The 22,834-nt window shown below is 54.8% G+C and carries 20 protein-coding genes, 1 tRNA gene and 1 pseudogene; 8 read left to right on the forward strand and 14 right to left on the reverse strand.

What is annotated here, in order from left to right; genetic code table 11:
* Positions 1-172: 172 nt before the first annotated feature.
* Positions 173-976, forward strand: a complete 804-nt coding sequence (dkgB, locus tag N6G83_RS30560; protein ID WP_211136335.1) for a 2,5-didehydrogluconate reductase DkgB — start codon at positions 173-175, stop codon at positions 974-976.
* 47 nt (positions 977-1,023) lie between these two features.
* Here dkgB and N6G83_RS30565 read toward each other — a convergent pair whose 3' ends face one another.
* Genes N6G83_RS30565 through N6G83_RS30585 form a run of 5 tightly spaced genes read right to left on the reverse strand, consistent with a single transcriptional unit; the run spans position 1,024 to position 5,356 of the window.
* On the reverse strand, positions 1,024-1,335 hold the full coding sequence (locus N6G83_RS30565; protein ID WP_024529034.1) for a PTS lactose/cellobiose transporter subunit IIA: 312 nt from the start codon (positions 1,333-1,335) through the stop codon (positions 1,024-1,026).
* A gap of 1 nt (position 1,336) precedes the next feature.
* Positions 1,337-1,648, reverse strand: a complete 312-nt coding sequence (locus tag N6G83_RS30570; protein ID WP_024483599.1) for a PTS sugar transporter subunit IIB — start codon at positions 1,646-1,648, stop codon at positions 1,337-1,339.
* A gap of 1 nt (position 1,649) precedes the next feature.
* Positions 1,650-3,110, reverse strand: a complete 1,461-nt coding sequence (locus tag N6G83_RS30575; protein ID WP_248006674.1) for a M17 family metallopeptidase — start codon at positions 3,108-3,110, stop codon at positions 1,650-1,652.
* Positions 3,103-4,068, reverse strand: a complete 966-nt coding sequence (locus tag N6G83_RS30580; protein WP_211136337.1) for a N(4)-(beta-N-acetylglucosaminyl)-L-asparaginase — start codon at positions 4,066-4,068, stop codon at positions 3,103-3,105. The genes N6G83_RS30575 and N6G83_RS30580 overlap by 8 nt, the downstream gene beginning before the upstream one ends.
* A 1-nt stretch (position 4,069) precedes the next feature.
* Entirely contained in the window at positions 4,070-5,356 is a 1,287-nt protein-coding gene (locus N6G83_RS30585) for a PTS sugar transporter subunit IIC (protein WP_024529031.1), read from the reverse strand.
* Positions 5,357-5,534: 178 nt separating this feature from the next.
* Here N6G83_RS30585 and N6G83_RS30590 point away from each other — a divergent pair, with 178 nt between their 5' ends.
* Entirely contained in the window at positions 5,535-6,407 is an 873-nt protein-coding gene (locus tag N6G83_RS30590; protein ID WP_211136338.1) for a hypothetical protein, read from the forward strand.
* On the opposite strand, the gene yafC is transcribed toward N6G83_RS30590, so the two are convergent.
* Positions 6,404-7,294, reverse strand: coding sequence for a DNA-binding transcriptional regulator YafC (gene yafC, locus N6G83_RS30595; RefSeq protein ID WP_211136339.1), 891 nt, complete (start codon positions 7,292-7,294; stop codon positions 6,404-6,406). The genes N6G83_RS30590 and yafC overlap by 4 nt on opposite strands.
* Positions 7,295-7,399: 105 nt before the next feature.
* On the opposite strand from yafC, the gene N6G83_RS30600 reads away from it, so the two are divergent.
* Entirely contained in the window at positions 7,400-8,575 is a 1,176-nt protein-coding gene (locus tag N6G83_RS30600) for an MFS transporter (RefSeq protein ID WP_211136340.1), read from the forward strand.
* Positions 8,576-8,804: 229 nt separating this feature from the next.
* Positions 8,805-9,599, forward strand: a complete 795-nt coding sequence (locus N6G83_RS30605; RefSeq protein ID WP_024483606.1) for an endonuclease/exonuclease/phosphatase family protein — start codon at positions 8,805-8,807, stop codon at positions 9,597-9,599.
* A gap of 55 nt (positions 9,600-9,654) precedes the next feature.
* On the opposite strand, the gene mltD is transcribed toward N6G83_RS30605, so the two are convergent.
* Positions 9,655-11,028, reverse strand: a complete 1,374-nt coding sequence (gene mltD / locus N6G83_RS30610) for a murein transglycosylase D (RefSeq protein WP_037434951.1) — start codon at positions 11,026-11,028, stop codon at positions 9,655-9,657.
* A 71-nt stretch (positions 11,029-11,099) separates the two neighbouring features.
* A complete protein-coding gene (gene gloB / locus N6G83_RS30615; RefSeq protein ID WP_211136341.1) occupies positions 11,100-11,855 on the reverse strand; it encodes a hydroxyacylglutathione hydrolase in 756 nt (251 codons plus the stop codon).
* A 43-nt stretch (positions 11,856-11,898) separates the two neighbouring features.
* Here gloB and N6G83_RS30620 point away from each other — a divergent pair, with 43 nt between their 5' ends.
* Complete coding sequence (locus N6G83_RS30620; RefSeq protein WP_024529025.1) at positions 11,899-12,618, forward strand: class I SAM-dependent methyltransferase; 720 nt, start codon at positions 11,899-11,901, stop codon at positions 12,616-12,618.
* Here the strand turns inward: N6G83_RS30620 and rnhA are convergent.
* Positions 12,615-13,201, reverse strand: a pseudogene (gene rnhA, locus N6G83_RS30625) (ribonuclease HI). The gene N6G83_RS30620 and the pseudogene rnhA overlap by 4 nt on opposite strands.
* Between rnhA and dnaQ the strand changes: the two are divergent.
* Both dnaQ and N6G83_RS30635 read left to right on the forward strand, forming a co-directional pair.
* Positions 13,155-13,901 carry a DNA polymerase III subunit epsilon gene (dnaQ, locus tag N6G83_RS30630; protein ID WP_021181966.1) on the forward strand — a complete coding sequence of 249 codons (747 nt, stop codon included), beginning with the start codon at positions 13,155-13,157 and terminating at the stop codon, positions 13,899-13,901. The pseudogene rnhA and the gene dnaQ overlap by 47 nt on opposite strands.
* Positions 13,902-14,055: 154 nt before the next feature.
* Positions 14,056-14,132, forward strand: a tRNA-Asp gene (locus tag N6G83_RS30635).
* Between the two features lie 292 nt (positions 14,133-14,424).
* On the opposite strand, the gene N6G83_RS30640 is transcribed toward N6G83_RS30635, so the two are convergent.
* The 5 genes from N6G83_RS30640 to N6G83_RS30660 all read right to left on the reverse strand — a co-directional run bounded on the left by N6G83_RS30640 (position 14,425) and on the right by N6G83_RS30660 (position 20,974).
* The gene (locus tag N6G83_RS30640) at positions 14,425-15,429 is read right to left on the reverse strand and encodes a LacI family DNA-binding transcriptional regulator (RefSeq protein ID WP_074031746.1); all 1,005 of its coding nucleotides are present in this window, start codon (positions 15,427-15,429) and stop codon (positions 14,425-14,427) included.
* A 30-nt stretch (positions 15,430-15,459) separates the two neighbouring features.
* Complete coding sequence (locus tag N6G83_RS30645; protein WP_199062962.1) at positions 15,460-16,860, reverse strand: sucrose-6-phosphate hydrolase; 1,401 nt, start codon at positions 16,858-16,860, stop codon at positions 15,460-15,462.
* Positions 16,860-18,230, reverse strand: coding sequence for a sucrose-specific PTS transporter subunit IIBC (locus N6G83_RS30650; RefSeq protein WP_074031748.1), 1,371 nt, complete (start codon positions 18,228-18,230; stop codon positions 16,860-16,862). Before N6G83_RS30650 ends, N6G83_RS30645 begins: the two co-directional genes overlap by 1 nt.
* Positions 18,231-18,367: 137 nt before the next feature.
* On the reverse strand, positions 18,368-19,885 hold the full coding sequence (locus tag N6G83_RS30655; RefSeq protein ID WP_211136343.1) for a carbohydrate porin: 1,518 nt from the start codon (positions 19,883-19,885) through the stop codon (positions 18,368-18,370).
* A 165-nt stretch (positions 19,886-20,050) separates the two neighbouring features.
* Positions 20,051-20,974, reverse strand: a complete 924-nt coding sequence (locus tag N6G83_RS30660; RefSeq protein ID WP_211136344.1) for an aminoimidazole riboside kinase — start codon at positions 20,972-20,974, stop codon at positions 20,051-20,053.
* 496 nt (positions 20,975-21,470) lie between these two features.
* On the opposite strand from N6G83_RS30660, the gene N6G83_RS30665 reads away from it, so the two are divergent.
* Entirely contained in the window at positions 21,471-22,793 is a 1,323-nt protein-coding gene (locus N6G83_RS30665) for a condensation domain-containing protein (protein ID WP_211136345.1), read from the forward strand.
* Positions 22,794-22,834 lie beyond the last annotated feature (41 nt).

The raw sequence follows: 22,834 nt of genomic DNA on the forward strand, positions 1-22,834 counted from the left end.
TTGCTTAAATTAAACTCATCAACGACTAATTCCTGCCTCAATTAGCGTCAATTTCTGATTATTGTTGCCTGCTAATCAAAAGTCTTATGCACAATAGGGCGTTTTTGATCAACAAAACTGCTGCCATAATCCTCTCAAGCTGTTTTGATAAACAAACCGAGAGAACACAATTATGAGCATCCCTGCATTTGGCTTAGGTACCTTCCGTCTACAAGATCAAGTGGTGATCGATTCCGTTAGCACCGCTCTGGAACTGGGCTACCGTGCCATCGACACCGCACAAATCTATGAGAACGAAGCGGCCGTAGGCCAAGCTATCGCGGCCAGTGGCGTGAAACGTGAAGAGCTATTTATCACCACCAAAATCTGGATCGCCAACCTGGGCAAAGACCAACTGGTCCCTAGCCTGCAAGAAAGCCTGAAAAAGCTGCAAACCTCCTATGTGGATCTGACCTTGATCCACTGGCCGTCACCGAACGATGAAGTCTCGGTTGCCGAGTCTATGGCGGAGTTGGTGAAGGCTAAGGAACTCGGACTGACGCGTCAGATTGGTATTTCCAACTTCACCGTTGAACTGATGCAGCGCGCTATTGATGCGGTGGGGGCTGATGCGATTGCCACCAACCAAATCGAGCTCTCACCGTATCTGCAAAACCGTCAGGTGGTTGAATTTGCAAAACAACATGGCGTTGCCATCACCTCCTATATGACGCTGGCTTATGGCAAGGCGTTGCAGGATGAAGTCATCAATAATATCGCCAAGCGCCGTGACGTGACCGCCGCTCAGGTGATCCTGGCTTGGGCTATGCAACTGGGATATGCGGTGATCCCGTCTTCGACCAAGCGTGAAAATCTGGCAAGCAACCTGTTGGCTCAGCAATTGACGCTGTCTGATGATGAAATGGCGGCGGTTGCAGCATTGGAATGCAATGGTCGCCTGGTTAGTCCGGAAGGTCTGGCACCAAACTGGGATTGATAGGTTGGCCGTCTGTGGTTTTGAGGCCACAGACGGCTTAGCTGATTTTAACGAGCGATCTTTTGGTGCAGGGCGATAATCTCTCGGCCCATTTCCATCAGCATAATCGCGTTCATCAGATGGTCCTGTGCATGGACCATCACCAGATGAACCGGAATTTTACCGCTGCCTTCGTCCATTTCGATCAGTTTAGTTTGTACCTGATGAGCGCCAGAGAGTGCTTCCTGCGCTTGTTGCATATACTGTTCGGCCTGAACGAAATCTTCTTCTTCGCGCGCACAGCGCATGGCTTGAAACACCAGACTGCGGGCGTAACCCGCATTGGCAATCAGCTCCATCACTTCGTTTTCCAAATCCATATTAGGCTTCCTCAATCAGCGCCAGGGCTTGATCCAATACCTTGTCACCCTTCATGGTGCCGTAGGCCATCATATCGATGCAGGCGACTTTTTTATGGTGCTCGTGGGCAATCTTCTCGCACTCTGCCAGCTTATAGCGGATCTGCGGCCCCAGCAGTGCGACGTCAAATTCGGTTACCGCCGTTTTGTATTCACGGATCGACTTGGCGCAGATCTCGGCGTCAATGCCGCGCGCTTTGGCTGCTTCTTGCATCTTTTTCACCAGCAGACTGGTGGACATACCCAAGTCACACACTAACAGGATCTTTTTCATGTTATTTCTCCAGGCGTTCCAGCAAATGCTGGATTAAAAGTGGGATCGGTCGGCCAGAGGCCACGCTACGGCCATTTTCGCGCCACAACGCAGTGCCGCTGATATCAAGGTGTGCCCAGGGAATATTCGCCGGGCTGAAACGACTCAGGAAGTAGGCGGCGGAGGTACTGATCGCCGCATTGTTGGTCGGCGTGTTACACAGGTCGGCAATATGACTCTCCACCTGTTTGCTGAAGCGATCGTCCAACGGCAACGACCACAGAGGATCGCCACTGCGCAAGCCTGCCTGAGTGAGATCGTGACGCAGGTTTTCATCCTCGGTCATCAGGCCGCTAAGATCGTAACCCAAGGCCTTGACCACCGCGCCGGTGAGCGTAGCCAGATCGATCACGTATTCTGGCGGCCGCTGATTATTGGTCAACCTGCTGGCGTAGGCGATGCCATCGGCCAGCACCAGTCGCCCCTCGGCATCGGTGTTGTTGATTTCCACGGTTAAGCCGCTGTAGCTGGTTGCGACATCTCCAGGGCGCATCGCTGCCGGGCCAATCATATTTTCGGCCAGCGCCAGTACGCCAACCAGACTGACCGGCAGCTTGAGTTCTGCCACGGCCAGCATCAGGCCAAAGACGTTAGCTGCGCCGCACATGTCATATTTCATGGTGTACATGCCATCGCCGCCCTTTAGCCACAGGCCACCGGTATCGAAAGTGATACCTTTGCCCACGTAGGCGCTGAAGGGGCCAGTGACGCTCCCCTGGTAACGTATCACCACCAGACGCGGAGGATTATCGGCACCTTTACCTACGGCCTGTAGCAAGCCCAGACCTTGTTCAGCGATCTGCTGTTCATCCAACACTTCGCAGCTCAGGCTAGGATAGGGGGCAATCTGGCGGGCGATCTCGCTGGCAAAGAATGCCGGGGTGCAGCGATCGCTTGGCATGTCGGCAATGCGTCGTGCTGCCTTCATCCCTATGGCGGTGGCAGCCGCTTGAGACAGGCGTGGCTCGAGAGTGGCTCGCTGCTCCGGCTGGCAATAGAACACCAACTCCTGGATACGCGGTGTGGGCGGCGTTTCTGCCTTTTTCAGCCCGAGATCGCTCAGTTGGTAATCCAGGTTGAACAGGAAATGCAGCAGAGGGGTCAGTGCCGGCAGGCTGCGGTGATCAAACGCCGTGCAGTCGACAATCAACTGCGTACTAGTACCACTGCGTAGTAGAGGACGCAGTGCGGTGACCAGCTTGCTGGTTTGCCCATCGAACCAGAACGTTTTTGGCAACAGCGTGACGCGGCCTGCCGGAGCACAGCCATAGGCGCAGTCGGCGATTTGCTGCTGGGCGGTGGCATGGAGTTCCTGTAACAGAGCTGCATTGCAGGGTAATTGCAGTGGGCTGCCGGGGTAGCTAATCACATGGCTGTTAACTCCCCATGCGGGGATTTCACTCTGTAACCGATATTTAATCAAAATGGATCTCCTCAATCGGCGCGCGAATGCGCTCGGCATAGTCGGCTAGCCATTGCTCGCTGGCTGGGGTGAAGTGGGTATGCTCGGCGCGGCGTTCTGCCAGGTACACCGTTGGTGGCTGGATAGCGCTGGCGACCACAAACGAGAAAGTTTTGATATTGGTAGAAATACCGAACTCCCCTTGCCGATTCATACAGACTACGGAGAGATCGCCCACCCGGCCAAAGCGGGCTATCAGCCGATCTTCCAACTCGAAGACGACCGAATCGGCCGCCTGTTGTGGCGTCATACCTTGCTGCATACGACGCACGATCTCATAGCTGGTGCAGCCTTTCATCAGGTCTTCACCCACGCCCGTGGCGGTTGCGGCACCGATCTGGCTGTCACAGTAGAAACCGGAACCAATCACCGGTGAATCACCCAGGCGGCCACGACGTTTCATAAACAACCCGCTGGTAGACGTGGCCACGCTCATTGAACCATGCAGATCGAGGCCGATAATGCCGACGGTATCGTGGCCATCGTAGGGGCTAAGGCCCTTATCGATGGTTTCGCGGCAGCGCTTACGATAGTGCTGGGTTGCACGCTCGGTGAGCATGGTCTTGTCGGCAAAACCCTGGCTAAGGGCCCACTCACGTGCGCCAGCTCCCACCAGGACGCTGTTGAAGCGTTCGCGGCTCAGCGCCTGGGCAACCTTCACCGGGTTAGCGATATCCACCAGGTTGCCAACGGCACCAAAGGCCAGCGTATCGCCATCCATAAAGGCCGCATCCAGTTCTACCTCACCATTTTCGGTAGGTAGACCACCGTAACCGACAGATTTATAAAACGGAAAATCCTCCACTTCCGCCACCGCGCTAACCACGCTTTGTGTGGCGCTTGCCCCGGCTTTCAGCGTTTCACTGGCCTGGGTGACGCCTTCCAGTGCCATACGCCAGGTTGCAATCATTCCCCACATATCAAACTCCTGATGTTTCGGCTGCGCGATACTGTTTGTCCAGAATGCGCAGGAAAGGCAGATAAAGCATGGCACCGATCAGCAGGTTAACGATCTGCATCAGGCTGCCACTCAAATGGCCGGTCACGATAAAGCCACTGATCACCGGCGGTAGCGTCCAGGGGATAAATACCCCGGTAGTGACGGCGACGGCCCCCACCTTCATCGCCACGTATTGCACGGTAACCAACACCACCGGCACCAGGTTGAAGGGGATCAGCATGATGGGGTTCATGATCACTGGCAGGCCAAACAGGATCGGTTCATTAATGTTGAAGATTGAAGCTGCGGCCCCCATGCGGCCTACTTCGCGAATACTATTGCTACGGGCAAAGAACAGAATGGCGATCACCAGCGACAGGGTGGCACCAGCACCGCCCATCCAGACCATATCGAAGAACTGTTCGGTGACGATGTGCGGTGGCGTGACCCCGGCCTGGATAGCGGCGATGTTGTCGGTCTGGTTTTCCATCCACAGCGGGCGGATGATGCCGTTGACCATCGAACCAGAGTTGATCCCCACCGACCATAGGATGGTGATACTCAACACCGTCAGCAGAGCGCCAATATAGGAAGTGCCAAAGTGACGTACCGGCGTGGCGACTACGTTATAAATAAACTGATGAATGGTTTGGTAGCTGGTGTGTTCGAACAGAATACGGATCGCCAGCACCAGAATGATCACGAACAGTGCAGGCAGCAGAGCGGCGAAGGATTCCTGTACCGCAGGTGGCACGCCTTCGGGCATTTTGATGATTAGCTTGCGGCGCTTGAGGTAGCAGAACAGTTCGGTCCACAGCAGTGAGCCGATCATCGCCACAAACAGCCCCTTGCTGCCGATCCACTCGGTCGGGATCACATTGATATTGCCCAAGGCTTCTACCTTGATAAACGGCGTGAGGATCAGGAAGCATACCAGCGACAGAATACCGCTGGAGACGCGATCCTCATCATAATGTTCCGCCAGGCGGTAAGCGGTAAGGAAACTGACGAACAGCGACATGGTGGAGAACACCGCGTTGAACGGGATCTCGATGATATTGCTCCAGCTGGCACCAAACAGGCCCGCCATAAACTGCTGGTAACCCTGATTGGGGAACGATGAGATCACCAGCAGGATCGAGCCGACGATAATGAACGGCATAAAGGAAACATAGGCACCGCGAATGGCACACAAATGCCTCTGCTGTGCGGCCTTGGCCGCCAGAGGCATCAGCTTGGCTTCAAGAAATCCCAGAGCGTTGTTCATGGTAAACCCCATAGGTATGCGTATTGGAGGAAACAGGTAAGGGTGGCGACTTATTGGCTGGGATTATCAGTGAATGGATTTTAAAGAAAGGTGAATCAGTTCACAGTGTGAGGTGAATTTATAAAATATCTCACAAGATTAGTTATGATGAGGCATCAATTTTAGTGTGGAGTCTACGATGGAAATCAAGCTACATGCCAATGCGACCACTACCCCACGAGTACGGCGTTATATCCAGCAATCGGATAAAAGCGATCGCGTATTGGCGCAGGAGCTGGGTATTTCCGTGGCGACGGTACGCCGTTGGCGGCAGCGCCAGGATGTCGCCGATCGCCATACGGTGCCCAAGAGCCTTCGCAAGGCACTGACAGACGAACAGAGTTTGCTTATCAACTGGCTGAGACAAAAATTACAGCTGCCGCTGGATGAGCTGCTGGTGGTGGTGGTTCAGGGCATGCAACAGCCGATCTCCCGTGCGGGCTTGGATCGCTATCTGCGCGGTGTGGGCCAGCGTAGTGAGGCAGAAAATAGGGCGCTACGAGGTAAAAAGGCGGTAAAAGCGGGTGAACTGCCGGGAACTCTCGCTCTTTTTTATCAACGAATTAGCCTATCGGCCGAAGATGGCGGCGAGCAACACCTCTTGTGGGCCGAAGAGAAGGTCAGCGGCTGGCTGAGTGCACGAGCCTTTGCGGGAGCCTCGCCGATGCTGGTGGTCAACTGGCTGAAGGAACTGTTACCGCACTGCCCAGGTGATATACAATCTATTGAGACTGAAAATAAAAAGCTGTTCGGCAATCGCGAGTCTCAGGCCCATCCCTTACAGCTATGGTGTCGGGAGCAGGGGATAAGGTTGCAACAACCCGCGCTACCGCAAATGGAGATTGTGCTGCGGCTCGAAAGCCAACTGGCGGACCTGTTACCAGTAGCGGAGAACTCTTCGCTGGATGTTGTGCTGCAAGCGCTCTGTGCCAGCTATAACCAACACTGGCCGCAGAAGAAGCTGGGTGGCCTGACTCCCACCACATTCTGGTTACAACATCGGACAGGTTAGCGAGGTGTGAGGCTTTCACTAAGAAAGTCGATAAAGCTGCGCAGGCGGTTGCTTACGGCGCTGTCGCTGTAATAAACCGCATTGACCGGCACGGCAACCGGCAGTGTCTCCTTGACCAGGATCTGCACTAAATCCCCACGCTGGATATCCTCATCGATCATAAAGTTCGACAGGCAGGCGATACCGTTGCCATGTAGGCAAAGGTGGCGCTGTGTTTCTCCGCTGTTGGTGGTCAACCCCGGAGTGATCTCCAACTGCCGGCCATCGGCGCAGGCTAATGGCCAACGGTTCAGATTGGGCAGATCGTTGAAGCCGATGCAGCAGTGTTGCGCCAGATCCTCCACGCTTTGCGGGGTACCGAACTGCTGCAGATAGGCTGGTGACGTCACAATTTTTCGATAGCTGGTCATCAGTTTGCGGGCCTTCAAACTTGAGTCTGTCAGTTCCCCCACGCGGATGGCAATGTCGACCTTGCGCTCAATCAGGTTGATAAAGGTTTCTGACGAGACTAGCGAGAGCGACATTTCCGGGTAGCGGGCACGAAACTCGCCAACCAATGGGGTCAGTACGTGCAACACGACCGGCGTTGCGGCATCCACGCGCAACAGGCCCTGGGGCCGCTGGCGGCTCTCCATCAGCGCATTTTCCGCCGCGGCCATATCGCTCAGGACTTTCTGCACCTGGCGGAAATAGTTTTCTCCCTCCTGCGTCAGGCTTATCTGGCGGGTGGTGCGATTGAGCAGCGTGACCCCCAGCTTGCTCTCCAGCTTTTTTACCGTACGGCTGACCACCGAGTTTGCCTGTTCCAAGTGCTCCGCCGCGCGGCTGAAGTTACCGCATTCCACCACGGTGACAAAGGTGATCAGTTCATCCGAATTTGCCTTCATTGTTGCTCCATCAGCAAAATTTATTTGAAATTTTGAGCATTTTTATCATTTAAGCACAGGCAGATAATCACCGCTATCAACCCGAACGCTATTTTGGAGTTAGCAATGCCTCTCGCTTTACTTGCCTTGACCATCAGTGCCTATGCCATCGGCACCACGGAGTTTGTGATTGTCGGATTGATCCCGACCATCGCCGGGCAGTTGAACGTCACTGTGCCCTCTGCAGGGTTGCTGGTGACCCTTTATGCCATTGGGGTGGCGATCGGTGCTCCGGTACTGACTGCATTAACCGGCCGAGTGCCGCGCAAGATGCTGCTGGTGGGCTTAATGGTGCTGTTCACCCTTGGCAATCTGCTGGCCTGGCAGTCACCGAGCTATGAGTCACTGGTGGTTGCTCGTTTACTGACTGGCCTGGCACACGGGGTGTTTTTCTCAGTGGGTTCAACCATTGCGACTAGCCTGGTAGCCAAAGAGAAGGCGGCAACGGCCATCGCCATCATGTTTGGTGGCTTGACCGTTGCGCTGGTGACCGGCGTGCCGCTAGGCACATTTATCGGCCAGCACTTCGGCTGGCGTGAGACCTTCCTGGCGGTGTCGTTGATTGGAATGGTGGCGATTATTGCCAGCCTGATCCTGATCCCGAACAACATCAAGAACCAGGCCAGTGCCAGCATCCGCGATCAGCTGCAAGTGCTGACTCACCCGCGCTTGCTGCTGATTTACGCCGTGACCGCATTGGGCTACGGCGGGGTATTTACGACCTTTACCTTCCTGGCACCGATGATGCAGGAGCTGGCTGGTTTTTCGGCTCCGGCCGTCAGTTGGATTTTGCTGGCCTATGGCATTGCGGTAGCCATCGGTAACATCTGGGGGGGCAAGCTGGCCGACCGTCATGGCGCGGTACGTGCATTGAGCTTTATCTTTGCCGCGTTAGCCGCCTTGCTGTTGGTGTTTCAGTTTACCGCCAGCCACAGCGTCGCTGCGCTGCTGACGGTGGTGGTAATGGGGGTATTTGCCTTTGGCAATGTGCCAGGCTTGCAGGTTTATGTGGTGCAGAAGGCTGAGCAGTACACGCCGAACGCGGTAGACGTTGCTTCTGGCCTGAATATTGCGGCTTTCAACGTGGGGATCGCACTGGGATCAGTGATTGGTGGACAGACCGTAGCCTCACTAGGGTTGGCGCAAACGCCTTGGATCGGCGCGCTGATTGTGGTGGGGGCGTTGTTGTTGATCGGCCTTAGTGGCCGTTTGGATAAACGCTACCAACAGCAGTTCGCCTGATCCCATCTAGCCCCTTTCTTCTTGGCCCGCATTAGTGGGCCTTTTCGCATTCAGCGCGAACCTTTACAGACACATACACAGCATTGATTGAAATCGGCCCGCCTTGCCCCTATAACTGGATCTCTAAAAGCCATGTTGGCAGAGCCGCTCAGGCGTATACTCAATTTAGTCTTGGTAGCCATGTTGCTATCAACGTGATTTTCATCCGAACGGGAAATAGGCGAATAACGTGCCGAAACGAACTTATGCAATGAGGTATGTTGCGGGCCAGCCAGTTGAACGGATTTTCCCTGGTGCCATCAATCAGCCGCTACCGCCGGGGGCTGCGTTGCCTACGTCTGGTGCGCTGCGGGTGATGGTATGGAATATTTTCAAACAGCAGCGTGCCGATTGGCTTTCGGTGTTGAAAGACTTCGGTAAAGATGCGCAGCTGGTGCTATTGCAGGAGGCGCAGACCACGCCGGAATTGGTCAGCTTTGCCACCTCTAACTATCTGGCGGCCGATCAGGTGCCCGCCTTTGTGTTGCCGCAACACCCTTCTGGTGTGATGACGCTGGCGGCCGCACATCCGGTGTATTGTTGCCCGTTGCGCGAGCGGGAGCCGCTGCTGCGTTTGGCCAAGTCGGCGTTGATCACCGTCTATCCTTTATTAGATGGTCAACTGTTGATGGTCGTGAATATCCACGCGGTGAACTTTAGTCTGGGAGTGGATGTTTACAGCAAGCAGCTTGGCCCGATTGGTGAGCAGATCGCCCTCCATCGGGGGCCGGTGATCATGGCGGGGGATTTTAACGCCTGGAGCCGCAAGCGTATCAACGCGCTGTATCAATTTGCCAGCGATATGGCGTTGCACGAGGTCAACTTCGCCGACGATCATCGCCGCAAAGCTTTTGGCCGTCCGTTGGATTTTATCTTTTACCGCAACCTGGGCGTTACAGAGGCCTCGGTGCTGGTGACTCAGGCCTCAGACCACAATCCGCTGCTGGTGGAGTTCCATTCGCAAACCGATAAACCGGTCTGGTAGCGAAATTTGGCCAATAAAAAAGCATCCCGAGGGATGCTTTTTTTGTAGCGAAAACTTAGGTTTCCGGCGACGATTTGTTGCTGACAAACAGCGTCAGCTTCACACCGGGTTGCAGACTGCTGCCTTTGCCGAGCGTTGAGTTCCAACGCATCACGTCGTTAATTTCGACGCCGTGACGACGTGCAATGCTGGATAGCGAATCACCTTTACGTACTTGGTAGGTGATGCTGCTGTTATCTCTGGCATTGCTGGCCACTTGCAGGGTTTGCCCAACTTTCAGCGTGCTCTTGCCACGCAAATTGTTCCAACTCTGCAAATCGCTGGTCTTAACGTTCAACCGTTTGGCGATGGTGGATAACGTATCGCCGGAGCGAACCTTATACGCACTTCCGCCTGACAGGCCGCTGTTCTTCGCCAACTGGGTGGTTGGTAATGTCGCAGCTATCTGTCCGTCGGCCAACGAGTCTTTCAACTGTGCGGCATTCTTTTTGGGAACCATGATGTAATGGGGCCCATTAGGTGCCGTAACGCCTTTCTTGTAGCCAGGGTTATAAGCCTTCATCTTGGTGAGAGAAAGCCCAGACATCTCTGCCGCCTGAGTCAGCTGGATCTGCTGCCCGACATCAATACGCGCCAGTGCACGGGTTTCGTCAGTTTTTGGCAACTTGACGCCGTACTTTTTGCTGTGCTTGATGATATCGCTCAGTGCCAGCATTTTCGGGACATAGATTGACGTTTCACGCGGAAGCGACAATGCCCAGAACTCGGTGGACTTACCCTGACGTTTATTCGCCTTAACTGCCTGCATGACTCGGCCTTCACCACTGTTATAAGCAGCGACGGTCAATAACCAGTCACCGTCAAACATGCGGTTCAAACGCTCCATCATGTTAAGCGCAGCGGTCGTCGAGGCCACAACATCACGGCGCCCGTCATACCACTGATTGTTTTTCAAACCATAATTGCGACCCGTTTGCGGCACGATCTGCCATAGCCCTGCGGCATTGGCACTTGACGTGGCGTGAGGGTCAAAAGCGCTCTCCACTATGGGTAGCAGTACCAGTTCCATCGGCATATTGCGTTTCTTAATCTGCCCGACTATCCAGTACATGTACGGCTCTGCCCGTAATGTTACATCGTGGAGATAGCTCTTACTTTTTAAATATTTTCTTTTCTGTTCACGGATCCGGTCGTTTTCCGGAACCTCCATCTTCAGCTCGTCGCTAATGAAGTTCCACAGGTTCTGCTGAGCGGCGCTACTGTTACTGTCTAGCCACCGTGCCGAACTCGCTGTGTACTCTCCTGCTTCACTTTCTTGACCTGCCGAAGACAGACTCTGTGCATGTTGCTTTGGTGCCGGTACATCCTGCCAGGATGACTGGCAACCAACCAACAAGACCGAGGCGAGAAGTATCGCTTTAGCCTTCATGTGTGTGTCAATATAGTTGCTTAAAAGACGAGCAAGGATACTTTGCTTCGCCAAAAAACACAACTAAAAGCTTAGAAGGCATCCTTGCGCAGGCGTAATTCGGAAAAAACCGAATGAAGCTGGCTCGGTGGCGAATTAAAGCCTATTTCCTTTTGTAAATCAGTGTCATGGCAGCGTAAAAATAGATTAATTTTACGCTCTAATTGCAACGTTGTGGGCACGCTGGGTACGCCTTTTGCCCTTGATTGCTCAATTTGTTGCTGATATGTTTCAATTTGGCGGTCTTGCGGCAAAATTGTCCTGGCAAACTTAAGGTTTGAGAGCGTGTACTCATGTGCGCAACAAATTAGGGTTTCGTCGGGAAGTTGCGCGAGCCGTTGAAATGAGTGGTACATTTGTTCTGCCGTCCCTTCAAAAAGCCGTCCGCAGCCCGCTGAAAAAAGCGTATCTCCACAGAAAATATAAGGTGCACTGTAGAATGCTACGTGTCCCAGGGTATGCCCTGGAACCGCGATGGTGGTGTAGCTACGCCCACCAATTTCCAGGATATCGCCATCCTGAACCAACCGATTTGCTCCCTTATTGGCGGTTTCCTGGGGGCCATACACCGGCAGATCCGGATATTGCGCAACGATTTCCGCTACGCCGCCGACATGGTCGTGGTGGTGGTGGGTCAATAATATGGCGTCGGGGGTCAGTTGCCGTTGGGACAACGCCGCCAATACCGGGCCAGCTTCGCCGGGATCGACGATCACGCATCGCCCTTGCTGGTTAGCCAATAACCAAATGTAATTGTCCTGAAAAGCGGGAATGCTGATAAGATTCATGGAACACCTCTCGTTGGCAATGGCTTGAAAGAGATACTAAACCATGAAACCAGCCCAGACTCTAGAAAAGCTCACTAGCCCTTACTCCTGGGCCGGGTTGCCGTGGGGCGAATACTATCGTGAGGGGTTGGAGCAGCAGTTGCAGCCCTGGTGGCCCAAGATGTTTGGTTTCCATCTGTTGAAGATCGGCAATCTCAGCGCCGAGTTGGATAGCGAAAAGTGCGCCATTTCGCATCAGGTTAACGTGGGATTGGCCGGGGATAACCTGCATGTGCAGGCCGATCCTTATCAACTGCCCTTTGCAGCCAAGTCCGTCGATGCCTGCCTGTTGGCCCATACGCTCTCTTATGCCGATGACCCACACCGTATGTTGCGTGAGGTCGATCGCGTCATGATTGACGATGGCTGGCTGGTGATCAGCGGTTTCAATCCTTTTAGCCTGCTAGGTCTGGGGAAGCTGATCCCCCGGTTGCGCAAACACCAGCCTTACGTCAGCCGGATGTTTACCCAGATGCGCCTGTTGGACTGGCTCAGCCTGCTTAATTATGAGGTGTTGGATCAGACGCGCTTCCATGTATTGCCTTGGCAGCGCAAGGGAGGGACTTTCTTGAGTACGCATTTACCGGCGCTTGGCTGTATGAGCGTGATTGTAGCCCGCAAGCGAACCTTGCCGCTGACGCCAACGCCGATGAAAGTGGGGGCGAGAAAACACTCTCTCAGCCGCGCAGTGGGCGCGACCAAGAGTTATCGCAAACTGCCTTAAGCTTCGGGCTTGTAGCCAACGTCGTCCTGCGTTGGGCTGCCAGCCGCATCACGTGCCAACACGTCACAACGTTCGTTTTCCGGGTGGCCGGCATGGCCTTTGACCCATTCCCAACGGATGGTATGGCGGGCAATCGCCAGATCGAGGCGCTGCCAGAGATCGACGTTTTTCACCGGTTTTTTGTCGGCGGTTTTCCAGCCGCGCTTTTTCCAGTTGTGGATCCAACTGGTGATCCCTTGGCGGACGTATTGGCTATCGGTGCTCAGCACCACTTCGCAGGGGGTGGTCAAGGCTTCGAGCGCCACAATGGCGGCCATCAGCTCCATGCGGTTATTGGTCGTCAGGTAATAACCCGCGCTGAACAGTTTCTCGTGCTGTTTATAACGCAAAATTGCGCCGTAACCGCCGGGGCCTGGATTACCAAGGCAAGAGCCGTCGGTGAAAATTTCTACCTGTTTAAGCATCTCTGGTAGACTCTTCCTATCAGTTTTATAAAAACCAAGTCTGACATAAACCAGCGCCATGAGCACAGCATTATGATCTCTACACCAACCAGACAGATCGTTCTCGATACCGAAACCACCGGTATGAACAAGCTAGGGGTTCACTACGAAGGCCACCGCATCATTGAGATCGGGGCCGTTGAGGTGATCAACCGTCGCCTGACCGGGCGCCATTTCCACGTTTACGTCAAGCCGGATCGGCTGGTGGATCCGGAAGCCTATGGCGTACACGGTATCAGCGATGAGTTCCTGGCGGATAAGCCTACTTTCGATCAGATCGCCGCTGAATTTATCGACTTTATCCGTGGTGGCGAATTAGTCATTCATAACGCAGCGTTCGATATCGGCTTTATGGATCACGAGTTCCGTATGTTGCAGCGAGATATCCCGAAGACGGAGACCTTCTGCACCATTACCGACAGCCTGTTGATGGCGCGCCGCCTGTTTCCAGGCAAGCGTAACAACCTCGATGCGCTGTGCAACCGTTATGAGATAGACAACACCAAGCGAACGCTGCACGGCGCTTTGCTCGATGCCGAGATCCTGGCGGAAGTCTATCTGGCGATGACCGGTGGCCAGACCTCGATGGCTTTCCAGATGGAGGGGGATACCCAGCAGACGGATTCAGCCCAGGATATCCAACGCATCCAACGCCCGGCTACGGCGATGAAAGTGATCTATGCCAGTGACGCAGAATTGCAGGCTCACGAATCACGTCTGGATCTGGTGCAAAAGAAGGGCGGTAGTTGCCTGTGGCGTGGCGGCGCAGCAGCCGAATAACAGCCTCTCGGGATAGAAATGACGCCTAAGCGGCATAATTAACGCGTGTTCGTTGAAAAACTGTGCAAACGACTCTTTTTATAAGAAAAGACGTTGACGGAATGGCGAGGCAACCGTAATATTCGCCTCGTTCCCACACAAGAGGGAACGTTGCGGAGCGGTAGTTCAGTTGGTTAGAATACCTGCCTGTCACGCAGGGGGTCGCGGGTTCGAGCCCCGTCCGTTCCGCCAACATTCAGGGCCATGTTATTAACTAACGTGGCCCTTTTTCTTTGCTAAAATTTCCACTATGCCATTGCCGTCTGGCTCGCATTCGCTTGTATCCTTTTTATTCGGATTCCTTCAGATTTTCATTTTGCCGCTTGGCGTGCTGACAGCATCGCAGGATGCCCTCGTCGCCCCTCTGACGTCCGCCATCGAACGTCACTGCAAGGGATCGCCATTCAAAACCGCCTGCTGGCGGAAGACGAAGCCAGCAACATCGCTTTCCATCTAGTGAGGCATACTGGCCTTGATGCGTAAATTAACGATGGCGAATTTGCAGGGCTGCGGGCAGGTAGCGCTGTAGCGGCTCAGGCGTGTTGTCGTCGATAAGCTGGCTGATCAGATCGTAGCAGTGCCAGGCCAACTGGCGGTTGTCCTGCTGCACGGTGTCGATACGCAGCGACAGCGAATCATACAGATAGTGATCGTCAAAGCTCGCCAGATGGATGTCGCAATCGAGCAAATGATGTTGGCTCATATAGCGCAGCACCCCTTCCAGCAGTCCGCAGGCGGCGGTAAACAGCGCCTTTGGCGGACGGCCGAGACGGGCGCAGAGTGCGGCGAACATCTCATAGCCGGAACTGGGATGATAGTTGCCGTTGATCACCCATTCCGGACGCAGTTGAATGCCTGCCTGTGCCAAACCCTGAGTAAAGCCCGCCAGACGGTCGCGTGATGGTGAGAGCCGTGGCTGACCGCCTAAAAACCAGAACTCATCGCTATGCTGAGGTGCGATGCGAGAAATCAGCTCTGCCGTCGGGGTAATAGAATCGGTCATCACCAGCGGCAGGCCACTTTCATTCGGGCAACGGTCAAACAGCACCACCGGCAACTGCTCGCTAAGTTTCAGGTAGTCGGCGTCGTTATGCATACAGGACGCGACGATCAGTCCATCGACCTGACGAGCAATCATATTATTGACCACCATACTCTCCTGACCGGGGTTTTCGTCGGTACAGGAGATAAGCAGCTGGATGCCCGCCTCGCGGCACAGCATCTCAAGCTCGTGGGAAAAGACCGCAAAGCCGTAGTTGGTGATTTCCGGTACTACCAGCCCGATGGTGTGGCTGCGGTTATCGCGCAGCGAGCGGGCGTGAATGCTCGGCTGATAGTGCTGCTCGCGGGCAATTGCCTGCACGCGCTCGCGCGTTTCCTGCGCCACGCGTAGCTCTTTGCCACGCCCGTTAAGCACCAGGCTGGCGGTCGCTTTGGAAACGCCAGCCAGTTCGGCGATATCTTTAATGGTAACGCGTTTGGTTTTCATTACGACGCCATGAGCCTGAAAGCAAAACGCTTATTCTACCATGCATGTCCGCAGCGGCCAGTAACAGAATGCGCCGGGCATTTTGCCCGTGAAAACCAGCTGTGCCGGATAGTTCGGGAAGTAGCGGCTGCTCATCACCCCTTCACCTTCGTTGATGAAAATTTCCACGCTCGACTGGTCGATGAAAATACGCAGCGAGCGGATCGTACCGCGCCAGTAGCGATAGTGCGTTTCGTCGCTGGCGAGGCTGCGTCGCGCCAGGCGGATGCCGTTGGCATCGCACTCCAGGGTTAACGCGCCGCCGAAATCGATGTTTAACGCGTCGTGGCAGGTAGTTTCCAGGGTGATTTCCATCGGAACCAACGGCAGGGCGGCTTCCTGCCAGCCGTGCGCTTTGCCACGCAGAGCGGTCAGTTCACGCAGTGGGCGCTGATAGAGCCTACCGTCGATAAACTCCAGCTCGCGCAGGCAGGTCATCTGATGGATCCAGCCGTTGGCACGCGTCGGCTGGAGCACCTCTTCGCCGTCCGGCACGCCCATCCAGCCGACCAGCAGGCGGCGGCCGTCGCTAGTCTGCGTAGTTTGCGGGGCGTAAAACTCGAATCCGGCGTCCAGTTCGTGCAGCTCATGGTGTTTGAAGGTGCCGCTGGCGTAGTCGAAAGCACCGGCCATCCACACCGCCGGGTAGGTATTGAGATAGCGCTCTTTCTCTTGAGCGATCCCCTGCGGGCAGCAAATCAGGACATGCTGGTCGCCGAGTGGAAACAGGTCCGGACACTCCCACATATAGCCCGCGTTACGCAGGCCATTGATGCCGCATCCGGCGATTTCACCTTTGGCCATCCACTGATGGAGGTCTGTGGAGCTGAACAGTAGCACCTTGCCGCGTTTTTGCAGATCCTGTGCTCCCAGCACCATGTACCAGCGGCCTTCATGCTGCCAGACTTTCGGGTCGCGCACGTGACCGGTATAGCCTTCCGGCAGCGGCAACACCGGGCCGAGTTTACTGAAGGTACCATCGGCGTTTTCCGTCGCCAGGCATTGCCATGCGGTTCGGCTACCATCGGCAAATTTGACGTTGCCGGTATAACACAGGGTTAGCGTGCCATCGTTATCCACCGCGCTGCCGGAGTAGCAGCCGTTGCGGTCATACTCTTCGTCAGGCATCAGCGCGATCGGTTCATGCTGCCAGTGCAGCAGATCGGCTGAACTCCAGTGCGCCCAACATTTGAACTTGTGATCGCAGGCGAGCGGATTCCACTGATAGAACAGGTGATAGCGTCCGGCAAATTCGACAAAACCGTTGGGATCGTTCATGAGCCCTGTCACGGGCGCAGGGTGCCAACGGGGGTAGTGGCTATCGGCCAGCGCGCGCGGCTGGCCCTGCATAACTGCCTGCAAAATTGCAGGCAAGCGTGATGGAAGTGACATTATTCGGCGTCCGTTTTGTATTTCAGTACCAGAGAGACCACAAAAGCGACGCCAAAGGCGATGGCCATCCCGATAATGTAGTTCAGCAGCGAGCTGGCCTGCACGATGGCCATGCCAGGGATTGCCGTAAGGCCAACCGCGGTCATGTAGACGTGCATTGACACCACCCAAGCGCCGCCCGCCGCGCCGCCGATCAGCGCGGCGATAAACGGCTTCACAAAGCGTAAATTGATACCAAAAATCGCCGCTTCGGTGATCCCCAGCATGGCAGAAAATGCCGAGGGCAGAGTAATGGCTTTGATTTTCGCGTCTTTGGTTTTAAACCATACCGCCAGACAGGCGCCGCCCTGGGCGACGTTGGCCATGGCCCAAATCGGCAGCAAGAAATTGACGCCGATGGACGGGTTGCCCAGCAGCCCGGCTTCGATGGCGTGGAAACTGTGGTGAATACCGGTAATCACAATCACCGAATAGAGACCGCCAAACAGCAGCCCGGCCAGCCAACCGGCATGGCTAATCAGTGTGCTGAGGACAAACGAGATGCCGTCGCCGAGCGCGCGACCAGCCGGGCCGATAATCAACAGGGCGATAAAACCGGAAATGATCACCGTCAGGAACGGCGTCAGGATCAGATCCAGCGCATCGGGAATGACGCGACGAAGCTGTTTCTCAACGATGCTCATAAACCACACCGCCAGCAGCACCGGGAACACCGTGCCCTGGTAGCCGATCATGGCAATTTCAAGACCGAAGAAGTTCATGGTGTGGAAACCGGCAGCTACGCCCCAGGCATTGGTCAGCGCCGGGTGGGTCAGAATGCCGCCGAGCGTCGCGCCAAGATAAGGGTTACCGCCAAACTCGCGGGCAGCGGTAAAGCCAATCAGGATCGGCAGAATAATAAACGCCGCCGAGCTGCACATATCCAGTATGATGTAGATGGCGTTGTTTGGGTCAACCCAGCCGTAGGTTTTGACCATTCCCAGCAGGCCCATCAGCAGGCCGGAGGCGACGATTGCCGGGATAATCGGTACGAAGATATTCGACAGCAGGCGGGCGATACGCTGGAAAGGGTTCAGCTTTTTTGCCGCGATGTCGGCGGTTTCCGATTTGCTGGACTCACTAATACCTGCTGCTTGGATAAAGGCGGCGTAGACTTTATTCACCACCCCGGTGCCGAAAATAATCTGCATCTGTCCAGCGTTACGGAAGCAGCCCTTAACCCCTTCGATTTTACTGATGGCCTGCTGGTCGGCCAGTGAATCATCTACCAGCACCAGACGCAGGCGCGTGGCGCAGTGCGCGGCACTGGCGATATTTTCTTTACCTCCCAAAAGCGGAAGCAGCGAGTGGGAGATCTGTTTAAAATCCATAGTACCCTCTGAATGCGTATGATTTACGTGTTTTGTGCCCGTGGCGACGGGTGCGCAGTTTCTGCGTCATTATTGTGTTCGGGGCGACAAAATGCGCTTTGTCGCCCCGGTTGTTTCTGTCGTCAGGTTTTTAACCGTCAGAACCAGGTTTCCATCTGAATACCGAAATTCCACTCACCGCCAGCGGTGAAACCGCTGCTGCCGAAGGAGTCATCGCTGGCGTAGTTATCCAGCTTTTTGCTCCAATCCATCCAGGTGGCGAACAGGCGCAGCTCGGGACGGTTGAAGAAATCACCGATGTTGCCTGCTTTAAACGTCGGGGCGAAGGTGAGTTTATAGAAACTGCCGTTAACAGCGTTGCGATCTTTGTAGCCTTCGGGATGCAGATCCATGTATTGATAGCTGCCTTCGTAGGCGAGTGCGAAGTTCTGGGTGATCTCCTGGATCAGACGCATGTTAAAGGTGACCCATTCGTAGCTATCCCCTTTGACGTAACGGTCTTTGCTGCTCTGTGCCAGTACCGCCGGGGCGATATGCCAGCGTTCGCTAAGCGGCGTGGTGCCGTAGCTGGCAAAACGCCAGGTATTGGCATCAGAGAGGAGCGCACCGTCGGAGCCGATGCCTTTGACTTCCGCTCCCAGACCGTGACCATAGAGCAGCGCGGTTTTGCTGCTGCCTTCACGCAGACCGTAGAAACTGTCGTTATGCAAGCCAACCAGTGCATGCACGCCGTTATTGGCAGCGTCGGTCTGGATGGCATTGCCGTTGTCATCTTTACGGTCGTCGTTATCTTTAGCTCGTAGGCCGCTCACCATTACCTGCACCGGACCGATAAAGTGGTTCATGCTCAGAATGTAGTTCTGCACATTGTTATCGACATTCTCCAGATCGCCGAAGTTACGCCCATAAATAGAGAAATTGCTGCGAACGCTATCGTTCCACTTCACGTCGTAAATACCGCCACCGGTTCCCGCGAGGAACACCACGTCGGAATCGAGCCAGTGGATATCAAAGTTGTCGCGGTCGAAACGTTTACCGGCCCACAGCGTGGAGCCTTTAAACGGTCCCTCAAAGCTCGGTAAACTGCCGAGTTCGGCAAACGCCTGGCGGATATTCAGGTCGCTGGAGTCTGCCGACCAGTCGTTATAGGTTTTTTGTCCATCGGCCAGCATCGCTTTGAAGCGGGTGGTCGTGCCATTATCCAGCGTCTGTTTATGCTCGAGATTCAGTTCGACGTAGGTATCGGCTTCGTTGCCCAAACGGCCGATAGCGCCGCCGGTTTCTCCGGCTGGCGTCAGGTAAGGGCCGCTTTTGCTGCTGGAGGCTGCGTCGTTCATTAACAGACCGGAGCGGGCATAGCCGTGGAACTCAAAGCCGCTTTTCTCATCGGCCTTCTTCTCAAGCTTTGCGGTCCGCTGAGCGACTTCCCGCGTGGTGTCCTGGTTTTTTTGCTGCTGCGTCGTGAGCTGCTGGACTTTTTTCTCCGCCGACTCGGCGCGGTTTTCCGCCGTTTGCGCTCTGTTTTCAGCATCCTGCAGGCGTTTTTCCAGCGCTATCAGACGGGCTTCTATGGTACTGAGATCCGTTTGCGCGTGGGCTGAGCCGGTGCCGGTTAGCAAAGCGATAAGAACCGCGAGTGTGCTTTTTTTATACATGCTGGTCGCATCCCAAAAGTAAAATTGAAAGGTGTGTGTTTTTGCTAAACCGGTTTTATTGCTATGTTAAACATGACCTGCAAGATCTGGGAATATAATTTGCTAAACCGGTTTAATAAGTGTGATAGATGCAACAAAGTGGGCCGCGCAGGGCGGCCTGAAGGATCAAAACTGGCGATTAAGATCGCGCTGGTAGGGGAGGGCGGTCATCGCACCTTTGGCCGTTGTGGCCAATGCACCACAGGCTTGTGCCAGAGTGAGCGTGGATTCCAGTGAGGCGATGTCCGTCGGCATCCCTTGCGTAGAAAGGCTGACGAGCAGGCCAGCGACAAAAGCGTCCCCCGCGCCGGTGGTATCCACGCTGGCAACGGGTTTAGTGCGGAAATGGATGAACTGCTGCTGAAATGCGGCGAGTACCCCCGCTTTACCTTGAGTGACCAGTAACAATTCAGGCTGATAACGTTCAGTTACCTTGGCGATTCCCTGTGTTAGATCATCACTGCCGCTGATCAATACCAGCTCCTCTTCCGAGAGCTTTACCACGTTTGCCAGGCGCAGGGCGCGATCGAGGCAGGCGTGCAACAGGTCCTGCTCTTGCCAGAGGTCCTGGCGAATATTGGGGTCAAAGCTGACCCGGCCTCCGGCTCGTTTGATCTGCTCCATCGCCTTGAAGGTAGTGCTGCGGCTGGGTTCGGCGCTGAGCGCGATGGAACACACGTGTAACCATTGATTGGCGGCAAATTCCGGTAGATCTTCCTCTGTCAGAAACAGGTCTGCACTGGGACGCACCATAAAGGTAAACGTCCGCTCGCCCTGATCGTCAAGGTCGACTACTACGGTGGAGGTGCGGTGCTGACTGTCGAGCCGCATATTGCTGACGTCGACAAGCTCCTGTTGCAGAGTATGGCGCATAAAGCGGCCAAACGGATCGTCGCCGACGCGCCCGATAAAGCCGCTGTTGCCGCCAAGGCGGGCGACGCCTACCGCCACGTTAGCCGGTGCGCCGCCAGGGCATTGCAGCAGGCGGCCCTCACTTTCCGGTAGCAGGTCGACGACTGCGTCACCTAGAACCCAAACTTTTGTATTCATGCTGATATTTCTCTTTAGCTAAACTTAATTAAACCGGTTTAGCACATTAAAGCATAGTGGCAGAATGAGGGGAACGTCACATTCGAAAAATTGCGAGCCAGGGCAAAAAAGAGTGGGTCGGCAAAGGGCTGGCATTCTGCAAGCAGGGGGAGCGCCAGCCCAGGCTTATAATCAGGTTCAAAGAGATGCTATCCAGTGGCAGATTCACAAAGCATGCGGCTTTGTTTTTCTATTGTACCGTCTTCATCTTTCTTCCCTTCGTTGGTTTTAGCTGAAAATGCAGCAAAGATATTTCATTTTTTATTGATAATGATTACTATTTCCATCAATGGGTGGGCCACTCATCCTGTCAGATCGTGCAACCTATTCTTTTTATTTTCAGTGCTGAGCATGTCGTGAGCCATATATCGTTCTCTGAGGTGAAGCTGGGCGTTCACCGGGTGGTGAATAAAACGCCGCTGTTTCACAACACTGAAAAACTGAAAAGGGATGGAACATGTTGGAAACTGTTCAGTCAGTCCGTTGGTTGCCGCTGACACCGGCACAGTTTGATTTTTGGGAGGAGTTTAGCTTTCACCCGCATCAGCCCGTCTCTACCGTTGCCCACCGCATTACGCTACGCGGCGAGCTTGATGAGCTGGGGCTGTTAGCGGCGTTGGAGCAGGTTGTTGCTGAAACCGATGTTTTTACCATCCAGTTTCAACTGCCTGACAATGACGAACTACCGCTACAGCGCTGTAATCCCCAACTGCGTCCTCAGGTACGTCTGCTTGAGTTACAACAGACCGATGTTGCCGAGTCGATGATGCAGGCCGACATCGAGCGTCAGCTCAATTTGCTGAGTCAGCCGCTGGCGGTCGTTTGGTTGATCCGCTTTTCACCTACGCATTACACCGTATATATCCGGGCACATCACATTATTATTGATGGTTTCGGCATGGCGCTGATCGAACATCGTCTCGCTGAGCTTTACCGCGCCCGCCTGCAAAAATCCACCGCTAGCCAACCTTTCCACGCGTTTTATGATTTTCTGGCTGAAGAGCAGCGGTACGCCAGTAGCGAAAAGTCGCAGCAGGACGCCGAATATTGGCGGCGATATGTTACCAACGCGCCTTCGCTCCCGGTTCTGCAAAAGGGAGGGGAGGACTACGGTGCGGAGTGTCTGCACAGCGAAGCGGTACTACCTGAGCGTTTTAGCCAGCAGTTGAGCACCTTTTCCGAGCGCTGCGGTACAGGCTGGCCGGATTTGCTACTGGCACTTTCCGCTGCCTGGTTGACGTTTCGGCTTTATGGGGAAAATAAGGCTGAGGTACAGCCAATCTGGGTGCCCGTTATGAATCGCCGTGGGATGGTGGCCGCCAGCGTCCCAGCGTTGGCGGTGAATATTCTGCCGCTGTTTGTTCAGGTCGAGCCACTGGAGAAGGTTGTGGACTACGTCAAACGCACCGCGAAATCGTTGCGAGACCTGCGTGCTCACGGGCGTTATCGTATTGAGACACTGGCCGCCGATCAGGGGTTGGGAAAAGGAACGCGTTACTTTTTCTCACCGTTGATCAACGTGCTTCCTTTCGATCCTCCGCTGTTTGCAGGCTGTGAAGCAGAGCGGGAAGTCATGGCGAGCGGCCCAGGGGATGGTTTTAACATTACCTGGCGTGGCCGTACGGATGCGAGCGAACTGCATATCGACATCGATGCCGATCCTGCGATGTATGCTTCGCTGAATGTCGAGGAGATGTTCACACACCTGCGCAGCTTCCTGAGCAGGGCGATGATGCCCGAAGCGGGACAGCAGCCGGTTTACCAACTGCTAAACCAATAAGATCTTCCGCCAGCGGGCTGGTTCGCTGGCGGAGATTGGCT

The organism is Serratia sp. PL7, from assembly GCF_945957435.1.